The sequence below is a fragment of the Vitiosangium sp. GDMCC 1.1324 genome, assembly GCF_003044305.1.
Taxonomy (GTDB): Bacteria; Myxococcota; Myxococcia; order Myxococcales; family Myxococcaceae; genus Archangium.
This window is the reverse complement of sequence record NZ_PZOX01000030.1, coordinates 70604-90580: the sequence shown is the minus strand read 5'-3', so window position 1 is coordinate 90580 and position 19977 is coordinate 70604. Positions and strand designations below refer to the sequence as shown.

The window sequence follows — 19977 nt, the reverse complement described above, 5'->3', positions numbered from 1 at the left end:
TACTCGGCCGCCGTGCGACTTCCGCGAGATTTGTCGTCCCCCTCCCCTCTGCGCTCCCTGCTGCTGACGGCCCTTCTGGGTGCTGGCGCGGCCCGGGCCGAGGGATCCCCCGCCTCCGCGACGCCCTCGGCCCCCCCTCCCTCCAAAGTCGAGGCGCTCGCCCCCTCGTCCGCCCAGGAGACGCCCTCTTACGAGGCCCACAGCCCCGCGACGCTCGGCAACAGCTGGACGGATGGAAACAACCTGCGTCATGCCTCCACCTCTACAGGCGGTGTGGGCCTGCTGCGCGTGACGGGCGCGGACCCGGGACGCAAGGGCGTCCTGCGCTTCTCCGCGATGGGCGAGTTCTTCTCCAGCAGTGACTTCCCCGTCCAGGGCGCCAACAACACGCGCACCTCCGGCACCTTCTCCATCGGCTACGTGCCGCTCGACTTCCTCGATGTGTCGCTGTCCTACACGGCCTCGACCAACACCAACACGCGCTCCTCCCCCACCCTCATCCAGGCGCTCGGGGACGTGACGCTGGGGGCTCGCGTCGCCAAGCAGTGGCTCCCCGGACTGTGGGCCGGCGCGGACGTGCGCGTCATGACCTTCTCCGGCGTGGGCGACAAGCCGATCGCCTTCGGCTTCTCGCCCCGCGCGGTCGCCACCTATGACGCCCGCACGCTGAGCCCCCGCGTGCCCCTGCGCGCCCACGCCAACCTGGGCCTGCTGCTGGACGGCACGGGCTCGCTGGTGGACGCCGACCGGCTCAACGCCTCCGAGGAGTATGCGCTGGGCATCAACCGCTACACCCGCCTCACCCTGGGGCTCGGCGTGGAGGCGCCGCTGCCCGTGGTCACCCCGTTCCTCGAGTACGGGCTGACGTCACCGCTGGGCGTGCAGGGCGGCCAGCTCGTCGCACCGGATGGGACGCTCGTGTCCGTGGGCAGCGTGGCTCCCCAGACGCTCGGACTGGGCGTCCGGGTGACGGCCCTGCAGAACATCACCTTCACCGCCGCGGGCGAGTTCGGCCTCACGCGCCAGGTGGGCCGCGGCGTGCAGCCCGTCCCTCCTTTCAACCTGCTGCTCGGCGCCTCCATCAACGTGGACCCCTCGCTCCAGGCCACCGGCGGTACGCGCGTGGTGGAGCGCGTCATCCGCGAGCCGGTGGTGGTGACGCAGACCGCCACCGCCCCCCAGACGGCCCAGGTGTCCGGCGTGGTGCTGGACGCGAAGACGCGCCAGCCGATTCCGGGCGTCTTCGTGGCCATGGTGGACTCGACGCTGCCTCCGGTGGCCTCCGCTCCGGACAACGGCCGCTTCCTCACGTACGCGCTGCCGAGCGGCCCGGTGAAGCTCTCCGTGCGCAAGGAGGGCTACCTCCCCCTGGAGAAGGAGCTGGTGCTGAAGGCGGGCGAGACGGCCAGCGTGGAGCTGGCGCTCGTGGCGGAGGTGAAGCCCGCGGTGCTCGCCCTCGCCGTCACCTCGAAGCGCAAGCCCGTGTCGGCCACGCTGGCCTTCCTGGGCGGACCCGAGCCGCGGCAGGTGGCCTACTCCGAGGCCAACGCCGCGTCCCACTCGCTGCAACTGCCGAACGGCCGCTACACGGTGGAGGTCACCGCTCCCGGCTTCCTGGCCCAGACGCGCTCCGTGCAGGTCACCGACGGCGCGTCGCTGGAGCTGGCGTTCGACCTGGAGCCCGAGCCGAAGCAGTGGCAGGTGAAGCGCGAGAACGACAAGCTGGAGCTGCTCCAGCCCGTGCGCTTCACGGATGGCAAGGCCACGCTGCTGCCGGACAGCCACCCGCTGCTCTCGCAGGTGGTGGACCTGGTGGTGCGCACCGGCATCAAGCGCATCCGCATCGAGGGGCACACCGACAACCAGGGCGACAAGGCGGCCAACCTGGCCCTGTCGAAGGATCGGGCGCAGGCCGTGGCGGACTACCTCATCAAGGCGGGGTTGGATCCGGCACGCATCGAGTCCGAGGGCTTTGGCGACAGCCGTCCCGTCGCCCCCAACCTCACGCCCAAGGGCCGCGAGCTGAACCGGCGCGTGGACTTCGTCATCCTCGAGCGCTGATGCCCGGCGGGTGGCGCCCGGGCTAGAGTGGGCGCCACCATGGCCACCCTCCCCCCCCCGACCCGGGCCCTCGTGCGCCCGGCGCTGCTGCTGTCGTTGCTTTCGCTCGCCTGCAACACCCCCCCGCCCCCGACCACGCCGGACCCTCCGCAGATCACCATCGGCGTGACCGAGTCGAACGTCGTGGGCAAGAGCGTCAAGCTCTCCCTCACCGTGTCCGGCTGCGACCAGGTGCAGGGCCTGGAGGTGCTCGACAACAACACGGTGATCAAGCGGGTGACCGCCAGCGCCAACCCCACTCCCGTGGAGCTGGGGATCAGCGAGGTCGAGGGCGCGTTCAAGCGGGGCATCGCGGCGAACCTGTCGCTCACCGCGCGAGTCACCTGCTCCGATGGGCGCACCAATATCTCCGCGGCCCAGCCGGCCACGTTCTTCCCGGTGGAGGACGTGGTGGAGCCGGTGGACGCCAACTCGCCCGTGGTGACGACCTACTTCGCCGCCGAGGGCAGCGGAGCCGGCACGGCGTTCATCGGGTGCGGGAGGAAGGGCAACCTCTCCATCCTCTACAAGGTGCTGAAGAGCAATCCGACGAGCCCCCAGGAACTGGAGATGCCCATCCCCTGTGACGAGACCACGACCGTCACCGACCGCAGGCCCGCCGGCACCGGTTGGCGCTGGGTGTGGACGCGCGACCAGGGGGCCTTCGCGATCGACAAGGACTTCAAGATCACCAGTGTCACGCTCAAGACGCCGGATTTCGTCACGGTGGCCCCGGACGGCAACGCCTTCGTCTGCGACAACCAGAGCATCCAGCTCACGCTGCCCACGGTCCCCACGGGAGGTAGCAACGTGAAGTGGGCCTACGAGCCGCTCGAGCTCCCCGGTCAGCTCATCGGCGAGCCGCTCGTACGCACCGGCGGCAGCACCAGCAACACCGTCGTGGTGCCGCTCGCGTCCACGATAACGAGCCCGTCGGGAGACAAGGTCAACCTCCAGGTGGGAGTCATCGAGTACTCCACCGGCGACTGGAAGAACACGTACGACATCGATTCGCTCCCCTCCAGCCAGACGGGACCCGTGGCGTTCGATCCCTCCGGCACGGTGCTGTACGTGACCACGCAGGGGGACAAAGCGGCGAACGTGAAGGCCTGCGACATCGGGGCATCGAGCACGGCGAGCCTGTGCACTGCGGGGTCGACGTCCCGGCTGTGGATCTCCGCGGATCTGACGGGGTCCATGGCCGCGCTGATTCCGTACAACAACGGCACGCGGCTGGCGGCGCTCACCACGAACCGGTTCTGGTTCCTGGATACGAAGAACGGCCCGACCGTCGGGCGCGGCCCCGTGAACAAGGAGCAGCAGCCGATCACCCCGAACGGGACACTGCTGACGCGCTTCGCGCAGCCAGGCCCGCCCCCTCCCAGCGCATACAGCGGCAGCTTCTATCTGTTCAACAGCTCGGCCTCCACGACCGCCAATCCGTTCCCCTTCCCCGTGGAGATCGTCGCCACGGACCTGGCCGAGAATGGCGAGCTGTTCCGCTACCAGATCCCGGGCGGCAGCCTCTACGGGGCACTGGATGACTCGGGCGCGCTCTGGATGCGCGTGGGCCCCAGGCTGGTGAAGCCGTACGCCCCGGATTGGTATCGCACCCGGCGCTGAGCGGAGGCGGAGGACAGGTTCGTGATCACGCATGTCGTCTTTGATTTCGACGGAACGCTGGCCGACTCGAAGGAGGCGGCGGTCCGGCTCTACAACGAGGTCGCCGGAAAGAGCGGCTACGGCCTGCTGACCGCCGACAATCTCGAGACGATGCGGAACCTGTCCGTGCTCGAGCGGTGCAGGCAGTTGGGAGTTCCGCCCTACAAGCTGCCCTGGCTGATGGTCCAGATCACCCGACGCTTCCGTCAGGCGATGCAGTCGATCGAGTTCAACGAGGGAATCCCCGAGCTTCTCCAGGAGCTGAGAGGCCGGGGTCTCAGGTTGATGATCCTGTCCTCCAACGACGAAGGGAACATCCGCGCATTCCTGAAGCGGCACTCGGCCGAGGAGTGGGTGGAGGACGTCTATTGCAGCAGCAGCATCTTCGGCAAAGCGAGGCTGCTGCGCGCGCTGATGAAGAGGGCCGGGCTGAATCCCGACCAGCTCGTCTACGTGGGCGACGAGCACCGGGACGTAGAGGCCTGCAAGGAGGTCGGCGTGAAGGTCATCGCCGTCCGCTGGGGCGTGGATGCCGATGCCCGGTTGCGGCAGGCCGGGCCGAACCACATCGCCGATCGTCCAGCGGAGATCGTCGAATGCGTGAGCCGTTGGTCGACGGCTCCCTGAGCACTCACCGCATCACGGCTTGTCCGCGACGAGCAGGGCCTCGATGTTTCCGGCAGGGCCCGGCACGGTCGAGTCCATCACTCCGCGCACCGACAGGCCCTGCTCCCTGACGAAGGCGGACACGGAGTCGATCGCCTCCTGACGCGCGGCCTGGTCCTTCACCACACCGCCCTTGCCCACCTTGTCGGGCCCCACCTCGAACTGCGGCTTCACCAGCGCCACCAGCAGGCCCCCGGCCTTCAGGAACGGCAGCACCGCGGGCAACACCTGCGTCAGCGAGATGAAGCTCACGTCGATGACCACCACGTCCACGGGCTCGGGCAGGTCCTCGGCGGTGAGGTAGCGGGCATTGACGCGCTCCCGCGAGCGGACGCGCGGATCCGTGCGCAGCTTCTCGTGGAGCTGGCCATAGCCCACATCGATGGCGTGCACGTGCGTGGCCCCCTCCTGCAGCAGGCAGTCGGTGAAACCACCAGTGCTCGCGCCGATGTCCGCGCCTACCCTGCCGCGCATGTCCAGGCCGAAGCGCTCGATCGCGGCCTTCAGCTTCAACCCGCCTCGAGACACGTAGGGCAGCACCTCGCCCTTGAGACGCAGCTCGGCCTCCACGGGCACCAGCGCGCCGGGCTTGTCCACCCGTTGGTCGGCCACCACCACCTGGCCGGCGAGGATGAGCGCCTGGGCCTTGGTTCGGGACTCGGCGAGCCCCCGCTCCACCACCAGCACGTCCAGGCGCTCCTTGCGAGGCTTCACCGCGCACCTCCCTCCGCGAGCAGGGCCTGGGCGGCATGGCGCAGGCCCGCGGCATCCAGGCCCAGCTCGGCTCGCTGCACGCGCGCGTCCCCATGCGGCACGAAGGTGTCCGGCATTCCCAGCAGCTTCACCCGTGCGCCCACGCCCCGCGCGGCGAGCAGCTCCAACACCGCGCTCCCCAGCCCACCGTGCGTCGTCCCCTCCTCCACCACCACCACGCGCCCGCACGCGGCGGCTTCCAGCACCGCCGCCTCGTCGAGCGGAGCGACGAAGCGCGCATCCAGCACGCTCCAGCCCGGCTCTGAAGATGCGGCCTCCAGCGCGTTCAGCCCCAACGGTCCGAGGGTGATGAAGGCCACCCGAGTCTCCGCCGCCCGCTTCAACCAGCGCGCCCCGCGCACCGGTCCCTCGCCCGGGTGCAGCTCTGGAGGCAGCGTCGGCAGGGTGCCCCGAGGAAAGCGCATGAGCGAGGGCCCGGGCAGCGCGAGCGCGGTGGCGAGCATCGCCGTCACGTCCTCGCCCGTCACCGGAGCCATCAGCGCGAGGCCCGGAATGGGCCGCAGCGAGGCCACGTCATAGGTGCCCTGGTGCGTGGCGCCATCCGCGCCCACCAAGCCGGCACGGTCCACCGCGAACAGCACGGGCAGGCCCGGCAGGCACACGTCATGGATGACCTGGTCGTACGCGCGCTGCAGGAAGGTCGAGTAGATGGCGCACACGGGTCTCAGTCCGGTGGCGGCCAGCCCCGCGCAGAAGGTGACGGCATGCTGCTCGGCGATGCCCACGTCGAAGACGCGCTCGGGGAAGCGCTGCTTGAGCCCCACCAGTGCCGAGCCCTCCAGCATGGCCGGCGTCACCGCCACCACGCGCTCGTCGCGGGCCATGATCTCCTCCAGCGCGGAGGCGAAGGCCTCACTGAAGGTGCGCTGGCCGCCTCGCGAGCGCACCAGCTTCCCGTCCCGCCACTCGTAGGGCCCCATGGCGTGGCCGCGCGTCTGCGTGTCCGCCTCGGCCGGGGGAAAGCCCCTCCCCTTCTGCGTCAGCGCGTGCACCACCACCGGGCGCGTGGAGGCGCGGGCCTCGCGCAGCGCGTGCGTGAGCGCCCCCAGGTCATGCCCCTGCACCGGGCCCAGGTAGGTGAAACCCAGGCCCTCGAAGAAGCCACGGGCCTCGCGCGTGCGCAGCAACGCTGGGATGGCGCCCACGTTGGCGGAGATGGACATCTGGTTGTCGTTGAGCACCACCACCAGCGGCAGGTGCGTGCCCCCGGTGTTGTTGAGGCCCTCGAAGGTGAGCCCGCCCGTGAGCGCCCCGTCCCCCACCACCGCCACCACGTGCCCGGGCAGTCCTCGCAAGCGCCGGCCCTCGAGCATTCCCAGCGCCGCGGACACGGCCGTGCTCGCGTGGCCCGCGGCCAGCGCGTCATGGGGGCTCTCGCGGGGATCCAGGAAGGGCGAGACGCCCCCGGCCTGGCGCAGGGTGCCCATTCGCTCGCGCCGGCCCGTCAACAGCTTGTGCGCGTAGGCCTGGTGCCCCACGTCGAAGACGATTGCGTCCTGGGGCGAGTGGAAGACCCGGTGCAGGGCGACAATCAGCTCCACCGCGCCGAGCGAGGCCCCCAGGTGGCCCCCCACTCGGCCACACAGGGAGATGATGTCCTCGCGCAGCTCCTCGCACAGATGGGGCAGCTCGGATTCGGGCAGGGCCCGGACGTCCCCAGGAGATTGGATGCGCGGCAGCAGCCGCTCCGTCACGAGCTGCGCTCCACCGCGTAGCGCGCGAGCGCCGCGAGCGGACCCTCCACCGGCTCCAGCGTCTGCACGGCGGAGATGGCGTCGGCCACCTTGCGCGCCGCGAGCTGCTTGGACTGCTCCAGCCCCAGCACCGCCGGGAAGGTGAAGCGCCCGGCGGCCGCGTCCGCGCCCACCGGCTTGCCCATGGAGGACGCGTCCCCCGTGACGTCCAGCACGTCGTCGGCGATCTGGAAGGCGAGCCCCACCGCGTCCCCGTACGTGTCCGCGCGCGCCAGCGCATCCGCGTCCCCACCGGCGGCGAGCACGCCCATGCGGCAGGCGGCGCGGATGAGGGCGCCCGTCTTCAGCCGGTGCATCCGGGTGAGGTAGTCGATGTGGGCCGGGCGATCCTCGGCGATGTCCAGCACCTGGCCGCCCACCATGCCCGCCGAGCCCGCCGCCAGGGACAGCTCCCGGCAGAGCAGACCGCGCACCGGCTCGGGGCCCCCCGCCACCAGCGCGAAGGCGTCCGTGAGCAGCGAGTCTCCCGCCAGGATGGCCATGGCCTCGCCGTAGACCTTGTGGTTGGTGGGCCGCCCGCGGCGCAGGTCGTCATTGTCCATGGACGGCAGATCGTCATGCACCAGCGAGTAGGTGTGGATGTACTCGAGCGCGCACGCACAGTCCTCGACCACGCGCGACACGGTGCTCTGGCGCAGCACTGCCTCCGCGAAGGCCAGACACAGCACCGGCCGCAGCCGCTTGCCTCCGGCCAGCAGCGAATAGCGCATGGACTCCAGCAGGCGCGGAGGCACCTGGGTACCCATCTCCGCCGAGCGCGAGTCCAGCAGCTTCTCCACCCGCTGCTGCTGCGTGTTCAGGTAGGACTCCAGATCGAAAGCCGACATGTCAGGGCACCTCGGAAGCGGGCGACTGGACGAGCTCGCGCAGCCGCTTGATGAGCGCGTTGAGATCCAGGGGTTTGACGAAATAGTCCGCGGCACCGGCTTCACGCCCGCGCCGCTTGTCCTCGGGCTCCCCGCGCCCGCTGATGAAGATGATGGGAATGTCCCGGAACTGCTCGTTCTTCTTCACCGCCTTGCACAGCTCGAAGCCGTCGATCCAGGACATGTTCACGTCCATGAGGATGACGTCCGGCCGCTTGAGTTGCAGGGAGGCGATCAGCCGCAGGCCATTGGCCGCGGCGTTGACCTCGAAGCCCTCCGACTCCAGGGCGAACGAGAGCAGTTCCCGCGTATCGCGGTCGTCGTCGACGATGGTGACCTTGGGCTTCGGCATGGCGGTACCGATAGGTCTACACGCGAGGGTCTAGAACGGCACATCGTCCTCGGGGGGCGGAGCGGACCGGGAGGCCCCCGAGCTCCCCCGCGACGGAGCAGGTGACGGAGCGGAGGGCACCGCGGGGGGCTTCACGCCCGCCTGGAGCGGCACCACCGCGTCCCGGCCGTCCTCGTTCAGCAGCTCCTCGATGCGCTTCTCCGCCGCGTTGAGCAGTTGCTCGCCGCGGCGCACCAGCTTGATGCCCTCCTCGAATGACTTGAGCGACTCCTCGAGCGTCAGGGTGCCGCCCTCCAGCCGCGCCACCACGTCCTCGAGACGCTGCACCACATCCCCGTATTGCTCGGGGACTTCCTCCGCCGCCTTGCCCTTGCTGTCCTTCGCCACTGCCAGTCCACCTCGACGAGAAAAGAGCCGCGGGACTCTAGGTGAGGCGTGGGCCCGGGTGCCAGGGGGACGTGCACCCGGACGTCAGCAATCCACCGGTCCCTTCACCGCGGTAACGGTGGCCTCAATCTCCTCGCAACCCTGGAGTGTCTTCGCCCCGTGACTGGCGAACTTGATACCGAGCACCTCGCCGGGCCGCACGTCCGAGATGGAGCGCACCACCCCGCCGTCGCTCTTGCGGAAGGTGACCGCGTAACCGCGGGACATGACCTTCAGGGGACTCATGGCGTCCAGCCGCCCTTCTAGACGCTGGAAGTGTCGCTGTGCCGACGCCAGGGTGTCCTTCTCCAGGGCAACCAGCCGGGCCTTCTGCTCGGCCAGCCTCGCGCGCAGCTCCACCACCCGGGCGATGGGGGAGACCCGCTCCAGCTCCAACCGGGCCCGGGCCGTGCTCGCCCGCCGAGCCGCCACGTCCGCCCGCACCGAGTCCTTCAGCCGAGCGGAGAGCTGGACCAGCCGAGCCCGCTGCTCGGCCAGCCGGGCCTGGGGCCGCTGACGCTGCAGGTGCTCGGTGTGCGTCCGGAGCTGCTCGCGCCGCTCCCGGAGCACCTGGCGCAACACCCGCGTCATCGCGTCCTCGGCGTCCGACAGCCGCAGCCGCTCCGTGGAGAGCCGCCGCCGGGGATCCACCAGCCGCCCGCGCGTGGAGCCCAGCCGCTCGCGCAGTTCCAGCACCCGGCGCTCGGCCGCCTTGCGCAGGCGCACCGACTGCGTGGCCAGGGCGTACTCCAGATCCTGCAACACCGGCGCGAGCCGCTCGGCCGCCGCGCTCGGGGTGGGGGCGCGCCAGTCCGCCACGAAGTCCGAGATGGTGAAGTCGATCTCATGCCCGATGGCGGACACCACCGGCACTGGCGAGGCGAAGATGGCGCGCGCCACCCGCTCCTCGTTGAACGTCCAGAGGTCCTCCTTCGAGCCGCCGCCGCGCGTGACGACGATGACGTCCACGTCCGTGCGGGACAGGCGCTCGATTCCCCGGGCCACCTCCTCGGCGGAGCCCTCGCCCTGCACGCGCGCATCGCACAGCAGCACGGACAGGCGCGGGTTGCGCGAGTGCAGCACGCGCAGGAAGTCCTGCAGCGCCGCGCCGGTGCGGCTCGTCACCACGCCGATGCGCTGGGGCAGGAAGGGCAGCGGGCGCGGCGGGCGGATGCGGTTGTCGCCAATGAGACCCTCGGCGGCGAGCCGCGCCTTGAGCTGCTCGAAGGCGAGCGCCAGCGCCCCCTCCCCTTCCGGCTCCAGCCTGGAGGCGATGAGGCTGTAGCGGCCGGCGGGCGAGTAGAGGTCCACACTGCCCTCGGCCACCACGGCGAGGCCGTCACGCAAGGCGAAGCGCAGCCGCGCCGCCTGCGAGGCCCACATCTTCACGTCGAGCGACGCCTCCGAGTCCTTCAGCGTGAAGTACAGGTGCCCGCGGGCGTTGGGGCCACGAAAGCTGGACACCTCGCCGCGCACCAGCACGCGAGGGAAGCGCGATTCAATCGTCACCTTGAGCTGCTGGGTGAGCTCGCCCACGGTGAGCACCGTGCGCGTCGGAGCCGGGCGCGAGGGGGCACCGGGCAGCGAGGGCAGCGACGCGGACACGTCCTCCAGCGCCGAGGGAGCCGGAGGCGTGGCGGGCCTGGGAGGAGGCTCGGGTGGTGGCTTCGAGGCCGCGACCACCCCGGCCTTCTTCCGTGCACCGAACGAACCGCTGAAGAGATCTCCCTGTCCGGGGAGGACCTCGTCAGGCGGAGCCTCTCCCGCTCCTCGCCGCTTCTTCATTTCGAGAGCTTCTCGACCCAGGTCTTGGCCTTCTGGTACGTCTCGTCTTCCGGAGGACTCATGGCCATGACCTCCTTGAACTTGGGCACGGCGTCCTCGGGATTGGTGTCCTTGAGGGCGTAGGCCTGCAGGTAGACGTCCTTGGCCTTGGCGCGCATCTCGCTGACGATGTTGGAGGCGCCGGCGTGGGTGGGATCGGCCTGGAGGGCGCGCTGGGCGTTCTCCATGGCGCGGCCGTACTGACCGGCCGCCTTCGCCGCCGAGGCGCTCTTGAAGAAGATGTTGGCGGCGCGCGTGCCCGCGTTGCGCGACAGCTTGCTGCCACGGCCGTTGGTGATCTTCTTGTCCAAATCCAACAGGCGAGCCAGGCCCTTGGCGTCCAGCTCCTCCAGCTTCTTGTAGAGGTTGCCGAAGTCCGTCAGCTGACCCATCAGCGCCTTGCACTGGGAGTGCTTGGCGGCGCAGGCGTTGGCCATGGCCACCGCGCCCTGTAGATCTCCATCGCGGAAGCGGTCCACGGCCTGATCCCAGGGCTTGGGAGGCTCCTTGACCGTCGGAGGCGGAGGAGGCGCATCACGGATGGCGATGGCGCGTGCCGCCTGCTCGTTGATGACCTTGGCGTCGCGGTGCTCCGGGAAGGCCACGAGCACGTCGTCGGTGACGGCCTTGGCCTGATCGATCTGCTTCTGCTCCAGCATGCCCTGGGCGGCACGCACGCGCTTGTCGGCCTTGTCGGTCAAACTCGTCCGGAGGGTGCGCACCAGCTCGAAGAGCTGGGTGTCCTTGCTCACCTTGCTCAGCGAGGTGGCCGCCAGGCCGAGCTGATCCTTGTCCAACGCCGCCTTGGCCGCGTCGAGCGCCGCCTGGTTGGGGATCTCCTTCTCCACGCGCGCCAGGTAGTCCGGCAGCTGGACGTGCTCGGGATCCTCCTCCTGAAGCTCGAGCAGCTTCGCCTTGGCCTCGACCCACTTGCCGTCGCGGATGAGGTTCTTGGCGTCCTGGAAGAGGGCGCCGAGCTGCTCGCGGCGATGCTGAGCGGCCTGCGCCTTCGCGCGCTGGGACTCCTCCGCCTTCTGCTGCTGCATCTTCATGATGGCCAGCACGCCCACCAGCAGCACGAAGACGCCCGCGGCGATGATCAGCATCCGCTTCTTGCGCTGCTGCGCCGCCGGATCCGCCGGGGTCACCGCCGCGCGCCCACGGGCGGAGCGCACGCGGCCCTCGGGGCGCGGAGGCGGACGGCGGGGAACGGCCGGTCCGGATGCCTCCTCGGCCTCGCCCCCAGCATCGGCGGCGGGAGCAGCCGCGGGCCTGGACCGAGCCGGGCGCGACGGAGGAGCCGACGGCATCGGCATCATCATCGTGGCGTTGGAGGAATCGTTGAACGTCACCTCCGTGTCGCCGAGCGTGAGGACGTCGCCGTGGGACAGCGGCGTCTCGTCGGTGAGGGGCTCGCCGTTGAGGAGGGTGCCGTTACCGGAACCCAGGTCGTTCGCGGCCCAGCCTCCGCCCACACGGCGGATGAGCACGTGCTTGCGGGACACCGAGGTGTCCGGGATGCAGATGGGGTTGTCCGTGGCGCGGCCGATGACGTACTCGCCATCCTCCAGCGCGAACTCGTCACCCGCGCGGGGGCCCGCGGAGCACACCAGCTTCGTCCCCATCACCGGCAGGGGCGCGGACTCGGGCTCGTCCCGGACGGAGGGAGAAACACCCGTGGAGGTCCTGCGCACCGCGGGGCGCGAGCCCGTGGTGGCACCACCAGAGGAGGAGCCTGTCGAGGAGCCTGTCGTCGGACGACGGCGGGCGGGGGGGGAACCGTTCGACATGGGAGGTCACCACTTCGTTGCTGAACCGGGCACGGGCCTCACAGCCCGTACTCGCTGGCCTTCTCGGCCGCCAGATTGTGGCAGCGATGCGCCGCTGTAGGGAAGCGCCTGTTGATCTCGTCGAGCACCTGGGCCGCCCGCTTTCTTTCCTTGAACTGGATGTTTCGTTGGAAATCCAGCATCAGCTGCCCACACTTCAAGTCCAGGTCGGCCGCCACCTGACCCAGCATGAAGCGGACGTCCTGGTAGAGGTCGGGCTTGTCGTCCAGCGCCTCGAGGGTAATCCACGCCGAGCGGTAGTTCTCCCAGGCGAGGGAGAGGTTCTCCGAGCCGACGTCCCGGCGCTCGTAGAAGTTGCGCGCCCTGGCCACATAGCCGCGCGCCGCCTCCAGGAGCTCCTCCGGGCGCAGGTCCGGCACGGGGATGACCTCCAGGCGCAGGTTCCACACCCGCCAGCTGTCCTCGCCCGGGGGATTGCGCACGTTGTCGAAGACGATCTGGTTGAGCTCGTTGCGCTTGAGCACGGACGGCGAGAGGATCTGCTGGATCTCCCGCTCCGAGGAGTTGGTCGTATCCGGAGGCACCCAGCCCACGTTCACCGCGTTGACGGTGAGGGAGACCTCCTCCTTGGAGATACCGCTGGCCTGGAAGCGCAGGACGGCCACCGCGCGAGTAGGCGAGACGAACTCGAAGTCGAAGGCCTTCATGTCCGGCTGCGGCCACGTCACACCCTCCCCCAGGCCGAACGAATCCGGCAGGACCTGGAGTCCCAACGACCTGGGCTCCGGCCCGCGGGAACCCGCCTCCAGCTGAGGACGGAAGGCGACGGCGAGCGCGCCCACCATGCCCACCAGGAAACAGACCGCCACGGTGAGCAGCGCGCCCTTCCCGCCGCGAGGCAGCTCGAGCCACCACAGCGAGAGCTGGCCGCCCAGGGTGTCGCTCAGCTCGCGCCGGCGCCGGGCCTTGTCCGCGGCGGACAGACCTCCAGACGCTTCGCGCGAAGCACGCGCGGCGGAAGCGGAGCCCACCCTGGCCGGAACACGAGACTCGGGCCGGGGAACCACCGCCGTATTCTGCTCGGGCTGCGAGAGAGCCTCCGGAGCACGGAGCTCGGGGCGGGCAACCACCGCGGTATTCTGCTCGGGCTCCGAGGGGACCTCCGGAGCACGCGGCTCAGGACGGAGAACCACCGCGGTATTCTGCTCGGAGAGCGAGGGAGCCTCCGGAGCACGGGGCTCGGGGCGGGCCGGGGCCACCGGTGCGCGCAGCTCGGGACGGGGCGCCACGGGCGCATAGGTCTCGCGCCGGGAGGGAGGAGCCGCCGGCGGGGGCACCACGACCTCCATCTCCCCCACGGTCTCCGCACGGGAGAGCACCGCCCGGGACTTCCCCTCCGGCACGGGATGCAACACGGGCGGTCCCGAGGGCTCGGGACCAACCGGAGAGGACTCCGACATCGGAGCCACCATCTCGTCATCCGTCTCCGCCCGCGACAGCGCGTGGGTGTTGCGGCGGATGGGCCGGGTGACGTCGTCATCCTCCTGCACCGTCGGCAGCTCGAGCTGGGTGGCGCCGTCCGGATCCGCGATCTCCTTGAAGACGAACTCCACGGGCCCCAGGGAGATGCGATCCCCGTTGCGCAGCTCGTGCTCGCCAGAGAGCGGGCTGTCGTTGATCAGCGTGCCATTGGAGCTGCCCATGTCCTGGACGAAGTAGCGCCCGAGCCGATCCAGGATGCGCACATGCTTGCGAGATACACCGCCGTCCTGCAGCACCACATCGTTGTCCGTGGTGCGGCCGATGCTGATCTCGTCCTGCTCGAAGAGAAGCTCCTTCCCCTGCTGCAGGCCCTTGGCGATGGTGAGCTGGAAGCTCAGGGCACTATCCCCCGACGTCTCCGAACATGAACTGGAACACGATGGGCCCGAAGAGGACCATGAACACCGTGGGGAAGATGCACGCGATGAGCGGGAAGAGCATCTTCACCGGTGCCTCGCCCGCCAGCTTCTCGGCGCGCTGGGTGCGGTCGATGCGCAGCTGGGTGGACTGGATGCGCAGCACCTTGCCGAGGCTGGTGCCCATCTTGTCCGCCTGGATGAGCGCGGTGACGAAGGTGGTGAGGGCGGGCAGATCCACGCGGAGGATCATCGCCTTGAGCGCTTCCTCGCGCGTCTTGCCCATCTTCAACTGCTTGAGGACGATCTGCAGCTCCTCGCGCAGCGGACCCGCCTTGCCCTTCTCCACCACCTTGGCCAGCGCTCCGGTGAAGTCCAGACCGGCCTCCACCGACAGCGTCAACAGGTCCAGGCTGTAGGGCAGAGCCCGGGAGATCTGCAGGTGGCGCTTCTTCACCTGGTCATTCACCCAGATGAGCGGGTACCAGAGGCCGAACGCCGCCAGGACGAGCGACCAGGCCAGGTTCTCGTTGACGGCGTTCATCAGGATGAGGCCCGCCAGCAGACCCACCGTGGCGCTGATCTCCTGCAGCGCCATGATGTCCTCGGGCTTGAAGGCCTGGGGCTCGCCGCCCTTGATGAGCTTGCGGCGCATCTTGGACTCGTAGCCCGGCCACATCAGCCGCCGGTTGAGTGCTCCGAGCTTGCGGATGGTGACCGAGCCGATGCCCTTCATGCCACCAGCGGACTCATCCCGGAGCTCGTTCACGAAGCTCGAGAAGTAGTTCTGGTAGACGGTGATGCCGACAAAGCCCGCGGACGCCGCGAACATCAGCGCCGAGCCCCCAATCAATGTATCGGTGAGGAGGTCGCTCACGGCCGTTCCTTCAGATGTCGATGTTGACGATGCGCCGGATGATGATCACGCCGAGCACTTCCATGATGGCGATGACCGTCACGAGCACATAACCGAACCAGTGGTCCATCATCGGCTCCATCAGGTCCGGACGCATGTAGTTGAGCACGATGCCGAGGATGGCGGGCATGGCCGCCACCACCCAGCCCTGCAGCTTGCCCTGGGCGGTGAGCGCGTCGATCTTTCCCTCGAGCCGGAAGCGCTCGCGGATGACGCTCGAGATGGTCTCGAACATCTCCGCCATGTTGCCGCCGAGCTGGCGCGCGATGTTGGTGGCCACGACGACCAGCTCCAGGTCGTCACTGCCCACGCGGCGGCCCATGTTGATGAGGGCCTCCTCCAGCGGCACGCCCAGCTTCACTTCCTTCACGAAGAGACCGAACTCCTGCGCCAGCGGCGGCTGCGCCTCGCGCGCCACGTGCTCGATGGCCTGCGGGAACGTGAGACCCGCCTTGAACGCGTTGGCCATGGCCTGCAGCGCGTCCACCAACTGCACGTTGAACTTCTTGATGCGCCGCTTGCGGTAGTGCTTCACCAGGATGATCGGCAGGAAGAAGCCGAAGATCGTGGCTATCACGCACAGGATGGGGTTGAAGATGATGTACGACAGGATGCCCAACAAGCACATGCTGGCGATGTTGAGCACCAGCAGCTGACGGGCATCGATGAAGAGGAACATGTCGCTCAAGTCGTTCATCGACTTGACGACGTACCGCTCCTGGTACTGCTCGTAGGCCTTCGCCAGGATGGTGAAGATCACCAGGCTGAAAAAGAAGACCGACCCGGTGACGAGAAGTAGGACGATTCCGGCCAGCATGCGCGTGGACTTCCTTCAGCTGCGGGGGGGAGGAAGTACGGCGGGGATTATGGAGCGCCCGCGGCGCCCACCGCGCTCTTCTCGGAGGAGCCGCCCTTGATGATCTGGATGATCTCTCGGCGCTTGGCCTCGAGCACGCGGGTGCGTTCGCCCGACAGCAGCGTGCTGATGGTGGCGCGGCCACGCTCTTCGATCATGTCCACGTCCTCCTCGTTGCGCAGCGACAGCGTGAGGTTACCCAGCTCGCTGGCCAGCGTGAGGATTTCGGCTTCCTCGGGGATGACCATCAGCGTGATGTTGGTGTACTCGCGCTGGTGCTCGGGGATGAGGTTGACGTTCGTGGTGCCCGTCACCTTGCCCGTGGCGAGCACGATGACGTTCTGCAGCAGCGTCACGGCGACGTTCTCGTCCGTCTGCGGGTCGCGGAAGGTGCCAATCACGTCCACGTGATCGTTGGGACGGATCCACCCGCCCACGGACGTGGTGGGCTTGGACTCGATGGTGATGGCGCGCACCTTCTTCTGCACCTTGGTGGAGAGGCGCTCGGCGGCCTTGGTGGTCTCGAACTGGCTCCACAGCAGCGGATCGCCCGACTGCAGCGCCACCAGCACCTTCTGGCCCACCACGTAGGTGGCCGAGTCCGGCTTCACCACGGAGGAGGTGACGAACTGCTCCGGAACGGAGCGCTGGTTGATCATCTCGAAGGAGATGACGGTGCCCTCGGGGATATCCTGGGAGGCGACGACCACCGGTACCAGGTTCCAACCGCGGCGCACGTCCGCTTCCTTCTTCTTGATGGCGGACCACGCGATGATGCCGGCCAGCAGGCCGAGGCCCAGCGCGATAAAGAGCGGAGTCTTTCCCTTCAACATTTCTCGAAGACCTCCAAAAGCGGGGGGCGCCCGGGTGGGCGGAACTCGTAGGTGGAGGAGCTGCTTTGCAAGGTGGGGGCCCGGGGCACCAGCAGGTAGGATGTTATCCGGCAGACACGTAAAGTGTCAAAGTCACAGTCTCAAGACTGACGGGCTCCTCCGGTTTGGCGGGCTCCCGTCCCGAACGTGGGCAGGGTCATCTCCCCTCTGAGACACCCCTTCCGGACGCGCTTCTGACGGACGCAAGCGCTGGCACGAATGTCGCTCCTGGCTGCGTCCATGAGTGAACATCTCCCTCCGGAAAGGGAATCGGGACAGGCCGCGGTCGAGTCGGCGCTGGTGCTGCCGCTGATGGTCTCGCTGGGCCTGGGCCTCCTGCAGCTGACACAGATGCAGCACGCGAAGCTGATGACCGAGTACGCGGCGTACTGCGCGGCTCGGGCGGGCATCGTGTGGAACGGCAACAACGAGCGCATGCAGGACGCGGCGCGCGTGGCGCTGCTGCCCACCCTGGGCCGCACGGACGACCTGACGAACCTGGCCAGGACGTGGACGCGGGCGCGGCGCCAGGACGAGGCGCTGCAGTTGCTGGCCTGGCCGACGAAGGACTCGGTGGTACCGGCGTCGGTGAACGGCGCCAACCTCTTCGGACAGGTGCGCGTCGATACGGTGAACCCGTCCTGGTACTCGCCGGTGCGCAGCGTGTGGAAGCTGCGCTCGGCCATGAGTTGGGAGGAGCTGGACTTCGATGGGCCGGACGCCTACCCGCAGGTGCCCGCGCTGGAGACGAAGCTGGCGAAGTTCTTCAACCTCCCGCTGCCGGACGATGACGAGGAGGTCTACCGCAAGGCCACCGTGCTGAGTGTGCGGGTGCGCTACTGGTACGAGCTGCGGGTGCCCTTCGCCAACTGGTTCATCTTCACCTCGTGGTGGGCGGCCAACGCGGGCATGGCGTTGGGTGGAGCCCTCGACAGGCCCACGCTGGATTCGAAGGCGCGCATCACCCACCGGAAGGGAGGGACGCGCGACGTGGGCCTGGCGCCCGTGCGCGGACTGGCCCACCAGCGCGGCTACGACACGCTCTACCGGTCGGAGATGGCCGTGCTTTGGGGACTGGCCACCGGCGCCCTCCCGCTCCTCTCGAGACGGGAGGGCAGGCACTACTTCATCCCGCTGACGGCCACCTACAGCATGCGGATGCAGTCGAACTTCTATTTCAAGTGGCTGATGCACTTGAACCCGGACTGGGGGATGTGACGCCATGCTGACCCGCGCCCTTCGCCAGGGGTTCGAGCGCCAGGAAGGTCAGGCCCTGGTGCTCGCCTGCGTGCTGATGCTCATCCTGAGCATCGCGCTCATCACGACGGTCAACATCGGGTACGGAGTGCACGAGCGCATCCGCCTGCAGAACACGGCGGACGCGGCGGCGTACTCCACGGCGGCCATGGAAGCGCGTGCGTTCAACTTCTACGCGTTCACCAACCGCACGCAGGTGTCCCACTATGTGTCGGCGATGATGTGGCAGTCGCTGGACTCGTTCCTGTTCTCCGTGCAGGCCTTCCTGACGGACCTCTACGGGTTCATGCGAACCATCGGCCCCTGCTTCCCCAGGGACAGCCGGGACGGCGTCTTCTGGACGGCCGTCTGCACCCTCCTCGACCACATCCCCGCCATCAACGGGGTGATGCAGGCGCTGGAACTCGTCTTCACGGTGCTCAAGGGGATGTTGCTCATCATGAAGCCGGTGATGGAGCCCATCGATCGGGCCATCGGCAGGGTGGTGGTCCCCGGACATCGGGCGCTCAACTCGGTGATGGCGGGCGCGGCCACCGCGGTGATGCTGTCCACGTCCTCGTACGTGATGGGCACGTCCAACGCCATCATCGCGGCGAACGATCCCGACGTGGACTCGCTCGTCCCGCAGACACTGGCGGGGACCATCAACCAGTGCCTCTACAACCGCGCGCACTTCAAGGAAGCCAACGGCACGCCCTCGAGCCCGGTCGACCCCTTCGCGCCCTTGGATCCCACGAAGCATGGCGAGTCCGACAAGGTCGCTCGTGCCAAGCGGGTGATGGCGGGCATCACCAACGCCACGCGCTTCCCCTGCGACGCGAAGGGCGGCGCCTGCCCGGAGACGATGGTCACGAACCGGCAACTGGGGAGCCTCATGCCCATCCCCAGATGGCTCGAGCCACTGAAGACCGTGCTCGACGACTTCCCCAAGTGGGGCCAGACGCGCTTCCTCAGCTACCGGCTCGGCCATGGCGGCATGGAGGCGACCCGCGGCAAGGCCTCCAGGAGCCGCAACAGCATCCGCGAGTCGAGAGACCTGCCCCATCTCCCCATGGGAATGCTCGCCCAGGGCGACGTCATCGGGGCGGATGACCCCTACTCCATCCAGTTCCCGGGACCGGCCTCTGTCGACATGGGGGGTGTCCAGCTCCTCAACCCCTTCCGCTGCCCCAGGCAGCCTGGCGCGAAGGATCCGCGGACGTGGCGCGACTGCTGGGGCGACCCGCGCGGGAACAAGAACGACACGCTCAAGACCAGCATCTGGGCCATGAGCCGCACGGACCTGCGCGAGGGAGGCATCCACTGGCGGGTGGTGTTTCCCGGAGAAGCCTCGAAGCAGGAGGACCGGAACGTGGGCCTCTACGAGTCCAAGTCCTGCCTCGCGAGGCTCGCCGGCACGTGCCTCTTCGAGATGTCCGTGTACGTGGCCAACGTCCGCATCGACCCGAAGGACCGCAACCACCCCTGGCAGGGTCTGGCGCCCTTCCCGCACTTCGAGCCGGGTGACTACGCGAAGGACTGCACCCAAGGCATGAACGAGACCCCCAGCATCGCCGCCATGGCCGAACGCCGGGACGACTTCAATCAGCCCTCCACGTGGGTGATCCTCAACAAGAGACCCGAGGCGTTCCGCAACACCCCGGGCCAGCTCAACGCCCGAGGCAGGCTCACCTTCGCCTTCGACAAGTCGCCCGAGACGCTGGACCTGAAGAATGATCGCAAGACGCTGGAGCTCGGTGGCCTCGGGCTGGCGTCGGGGATGACCGTCATCTCACGTGGCCAGACGTACTACCACCGGCCCGGCAACTGGACCGAGCAGCCCAATTTCTTCAACCCGTACTGGCGACCTCGGCTGGCGGCCGTCTGGCAGGGCAAGGACTCGCTGCCGTTGATCGGCACGATGACGGATGCACTGCCGGACGAGCTCCGGGAAACGCCCACGAAGCTCATCACCCACTGAGACC

The 19977-nt window shown here is 68.7% G+C and carries 16 protein-coding genes; 5 read left to right on the top strand and 11 right to left on the bottom strand.

The window, feature by feature from the left end; translation table 11 throughout:
• Positions 1-30: 30 nt before the first annotated feature.
• The 3 genes from DAT35_RS51175 to DAT35_RS51165 are packed head-to-tail and all read left to right on the top strand — an operon-like array spanning position 31 to position 4389.
• Positions 31-2061 carry an OmpA family protein gene (locus DAT35_RS51175; RefSeq protein WP_108076788.1) on the top strand — a complete coding sequence of 677 codons (2031 nt, stop codon included), beginning with the start codon at positions 31-33 and terminating at the stop codon, positions 2059-2061.
• Between the two features lie 39 nt (positions 2062-2100).
• The gene (locus DAT35_RS51170) at positions 2101-3723 is read left to right on the top strand and encodes a hypothetical protein (RefSeq protein ID WP_146210218.1); all 1623 of its coding nucleotides are present in this window, start codon (positions 2101-2103) and stop codon (positions 3721-3723) included.
• Positions 3724-3744: 21 nt separating this feature from the next.
• On the top strand, positions 3745-4389 hold the full coding sequence (locus DAT35_RS51165) for an HAD-IA family hydrolase (protein ID WP_108076786.1): 645 nt from the start codon (positions 3745-3747) through the stop codon (positions 4387-4389).
• A gap of 12 nt (positions 4390-4401) precedes the next feature.
• Here DAT35_RS51165 and DAT35_RS51160 read toward each other — a convergent pair whose 3' ends face one another.
• From DAT35_RS51160 to cpaB, 11 genes are all read right to left on the bottom strand, one after another.
• Positions 4402-5142 carry a TlyA family RNA methyltransferase gene (locus tag DAT35_RS51160; RefSeq protein ID WP_108076785.1) on the bottom strand — a complete coding sequence of 247 codons (741 nt, stop codon included), beginning with the start codon at positions 5140-5142 and terminating at the stop codon, positions 4402-4404.
• Positions 5139-6896, bottom strand: coding sequence for a 1-deoxy-D-xylulose-5-phosphate synthase (locus tag DAT35_RS51155; RefSeq protein WP_108076784.1), 1758 nt, complete (start codon positions 6894-6896; stop codon positions 5139-5141). Before DAT35_RS51155 ends, DAT35_RS51160 begins: the two co-directional genes overlap by 4 nt.
• A complete protein-coding gene (locus DAT35_RS51150) occupies positions 6893-7783 on the bottom strand; it encodes a polyprenyl synthetase family protein (RefSeq protein ID WP_108076783.1) in 891 nt (296 codons plus the stop codon). Before DAT35_RS51150 ends, DAT35_RS51155 begins: the two co-directional genes overlap by 4 nt.
• A 1-nt stretch (position 7784) precedes the next feature.
• Complete coding sequence (locus DAT35_RS51145; RefSeq protein ID WP_108076782.1) at positions 7785-8174, bottom strand: PleD family two-component system response regulator; 390 nt, start codon at positions 8172-8174, stop codon at positions 7785-7787.
• Positions 8175-8204: 30 nt separating this feature from the next.
• The gene (gene xseB, locus DAT35_RS51140; protein ID WP_369946473.1) at positions 8205-8567 is read right to left on the bottom strand and encodes an exodeoxyribonuclease VII small subunit; all 363 of its coding nucleotides are present in this window, start codon (positions 8565-8567) and stop codon (positions 8205-8207) included.
• A 78-nt stretch (positions 8568-8645) separates the two neighbouring features.
• On the bottom strand, positions 8646-10385 hold the full coding sequence (gene xseA, locus DAT35_RS51135; protein WP_108076780.1) for an exodeoxyribonuclease VII large subunit: 1740 nt from the start codon (positions 10383-10385) through the stop codon (positions 8646-8648).
• The gene (locus tag DAT35_RS51130) at positions 10382-12214 is read right to left on the bottom strand and encodes an FHA domain-containing protein (protein WP_108076779.1); all 1833 of its coding nucleotides are present in this window, start codon (positions 12212-12214) and stop codon (positions 10382-10384) included. Before DAT35_RS51130 ends, xseA begins: the two co-directional genes overlap by 4 nt.
• 38 nt (positions 12215-12252) lie before the next feature.
• Entirely contained in the window at positions 12253-14064 is a 1812-nt protein-coding gene (locus DAT35_RS61545; protein ID WP_233262206.1) for an FHA domain-containing protein, read from the bottom strand.
• A 34-nt stretch (positions 14065-14098) separates the two neighbouring features.
• Entirely contained in the window at positions 14099-14989 is an 891-nt protein-coding gene (locus DAT35_RS51120) for a type II secretion system F family protein (RefSeq protein WP_108076777.1), read from the bottom strand.
• A gap of 10 nt (positions 14990-14999) precedes the next feature.
• Complete coding sequence (locus tag DAT35_RS51115; RefSeq protein ID WP_108076776.1) at positions 15000-15845, bottom strand: type II secretion system F family protein; 846 nt, start codon at positions 15843-15845, stop codon at positions 15000-15002.
• Positions 15846-15892: 47 nt separating this feature from the next.
• Positions 15893-16717, bottom strand: a complete 825-nt coding sequence (cpaB, locus tag DAT35_RS51110; RefSeq protein ID WP_108076775.1) for a Flp pilus assembly protein CpaB — start codon at positions 16715-16717, stop codon at positions 15893-15895.
• A gap of 279 nt (positions 16718-16996) precedes the next feature.
• Between cpaB and DAT35_RS51105 the strand changes: the two genes are divergently transcribed.
• Together DAT35_RS51105 and DAT35_RS51100 are read left to right on the top strand one after the other, a co-directional pair.
• Entirely contained in the window at positions 16997-17974 is a 978-nt protein-coding gene (locus tag DAT35_RS51105) for a TadE/TadG family type IV pilus assembly protein (protein ID WP_233262199.1), read from the top strand.
• A gap of 4 nt (positions 17975-17978) precedes the next feature.
• Positions 17979-19973 carry a pilus assembly protein TadG-related protein gene (locus DAT35_RS51100; RefSeq protein ID WP_108076773.1) on the top strand — a complete coding sequence of 665 codons (1995 nt, stop codon included), beginning with the start codon at positions 17979-17981 and terminating at the stop codon, positions 19971-19973.
• Positions 19974-19977 lie beyond the last annotated feature (4 nt).

What these genes read in the sequence shown, in the direction of transcription:
- DAT35_RS51115 (WP_108076776.1), bottom strand. Translation starts at nt 15,845, where the DNA reads ATGCTGGCCGGAATCGTCCTACTTCTCGTCACCGGGTCGGTCTTCTTT.
- xseA (WP_108076780.1), bottom strand. Translation starts at nt 10,385, where the DNA reads ATGAAGAAGCGGCGAGGAGCGGGAGAGGCTCCGCCTGACGAGGTCCTC.
- DAT35_RS51130 (WP_108076779.1), bottom strand. Translation starts at nt 12,214, where the DNA reads ATGTCGAACGGTTCCCCCCCCGCCCGCCGTCGTCCGACGACAGGCTCC.
- DAT35_RS51100 (WP_108076773.1), top strand. Translation starts at nt 17,979, where the DNA reads ATGCTGACCCGCGCCCTTCGCCAGGGGTTCGAGCGCCAGGAAGGTCAG.
- DAT35_RS51145 (WP_108076782.1), bottom strand. Translation starts at nt 8,174, where the DNA reads ATGCCGAAGCCCAAGGTCACCATCGTCGACGACGACCGCGATACGCGG.
- cpaB (WP_108076775.1), bottom strand. Translation starts at nt 16,717, where the DNA reads ATGTTGAAGGGAAAGACTCCGCTCTTTATCGCGCTGGGCCTCGGCCTG.
- DAT35_RS51150 (WP_108076783.1), bottom strand. Translation starts at nt 7,783, where the DNA reads ATGTCGGCTTTCGATCTGGAGTCCTACCTGAACACGCAGCAGCAGCGG.
- DAT35_RS51105 (WP_233262199.1), top strand. Translation starts at nt 16,997, where the DNA reads ATGAGTGAACATCTCCCTCCGGAAAGGGAATCGGGACAGGCCGCGGTC.
- DAT35_RS51170 (WP_146210218.1), top strand. Translation starts at nt 2,101, where the DNA reads ATGGCCACCCTCCCCCCCCCGACCCGGGCCCTCGTGCGCCCGGCGCTG.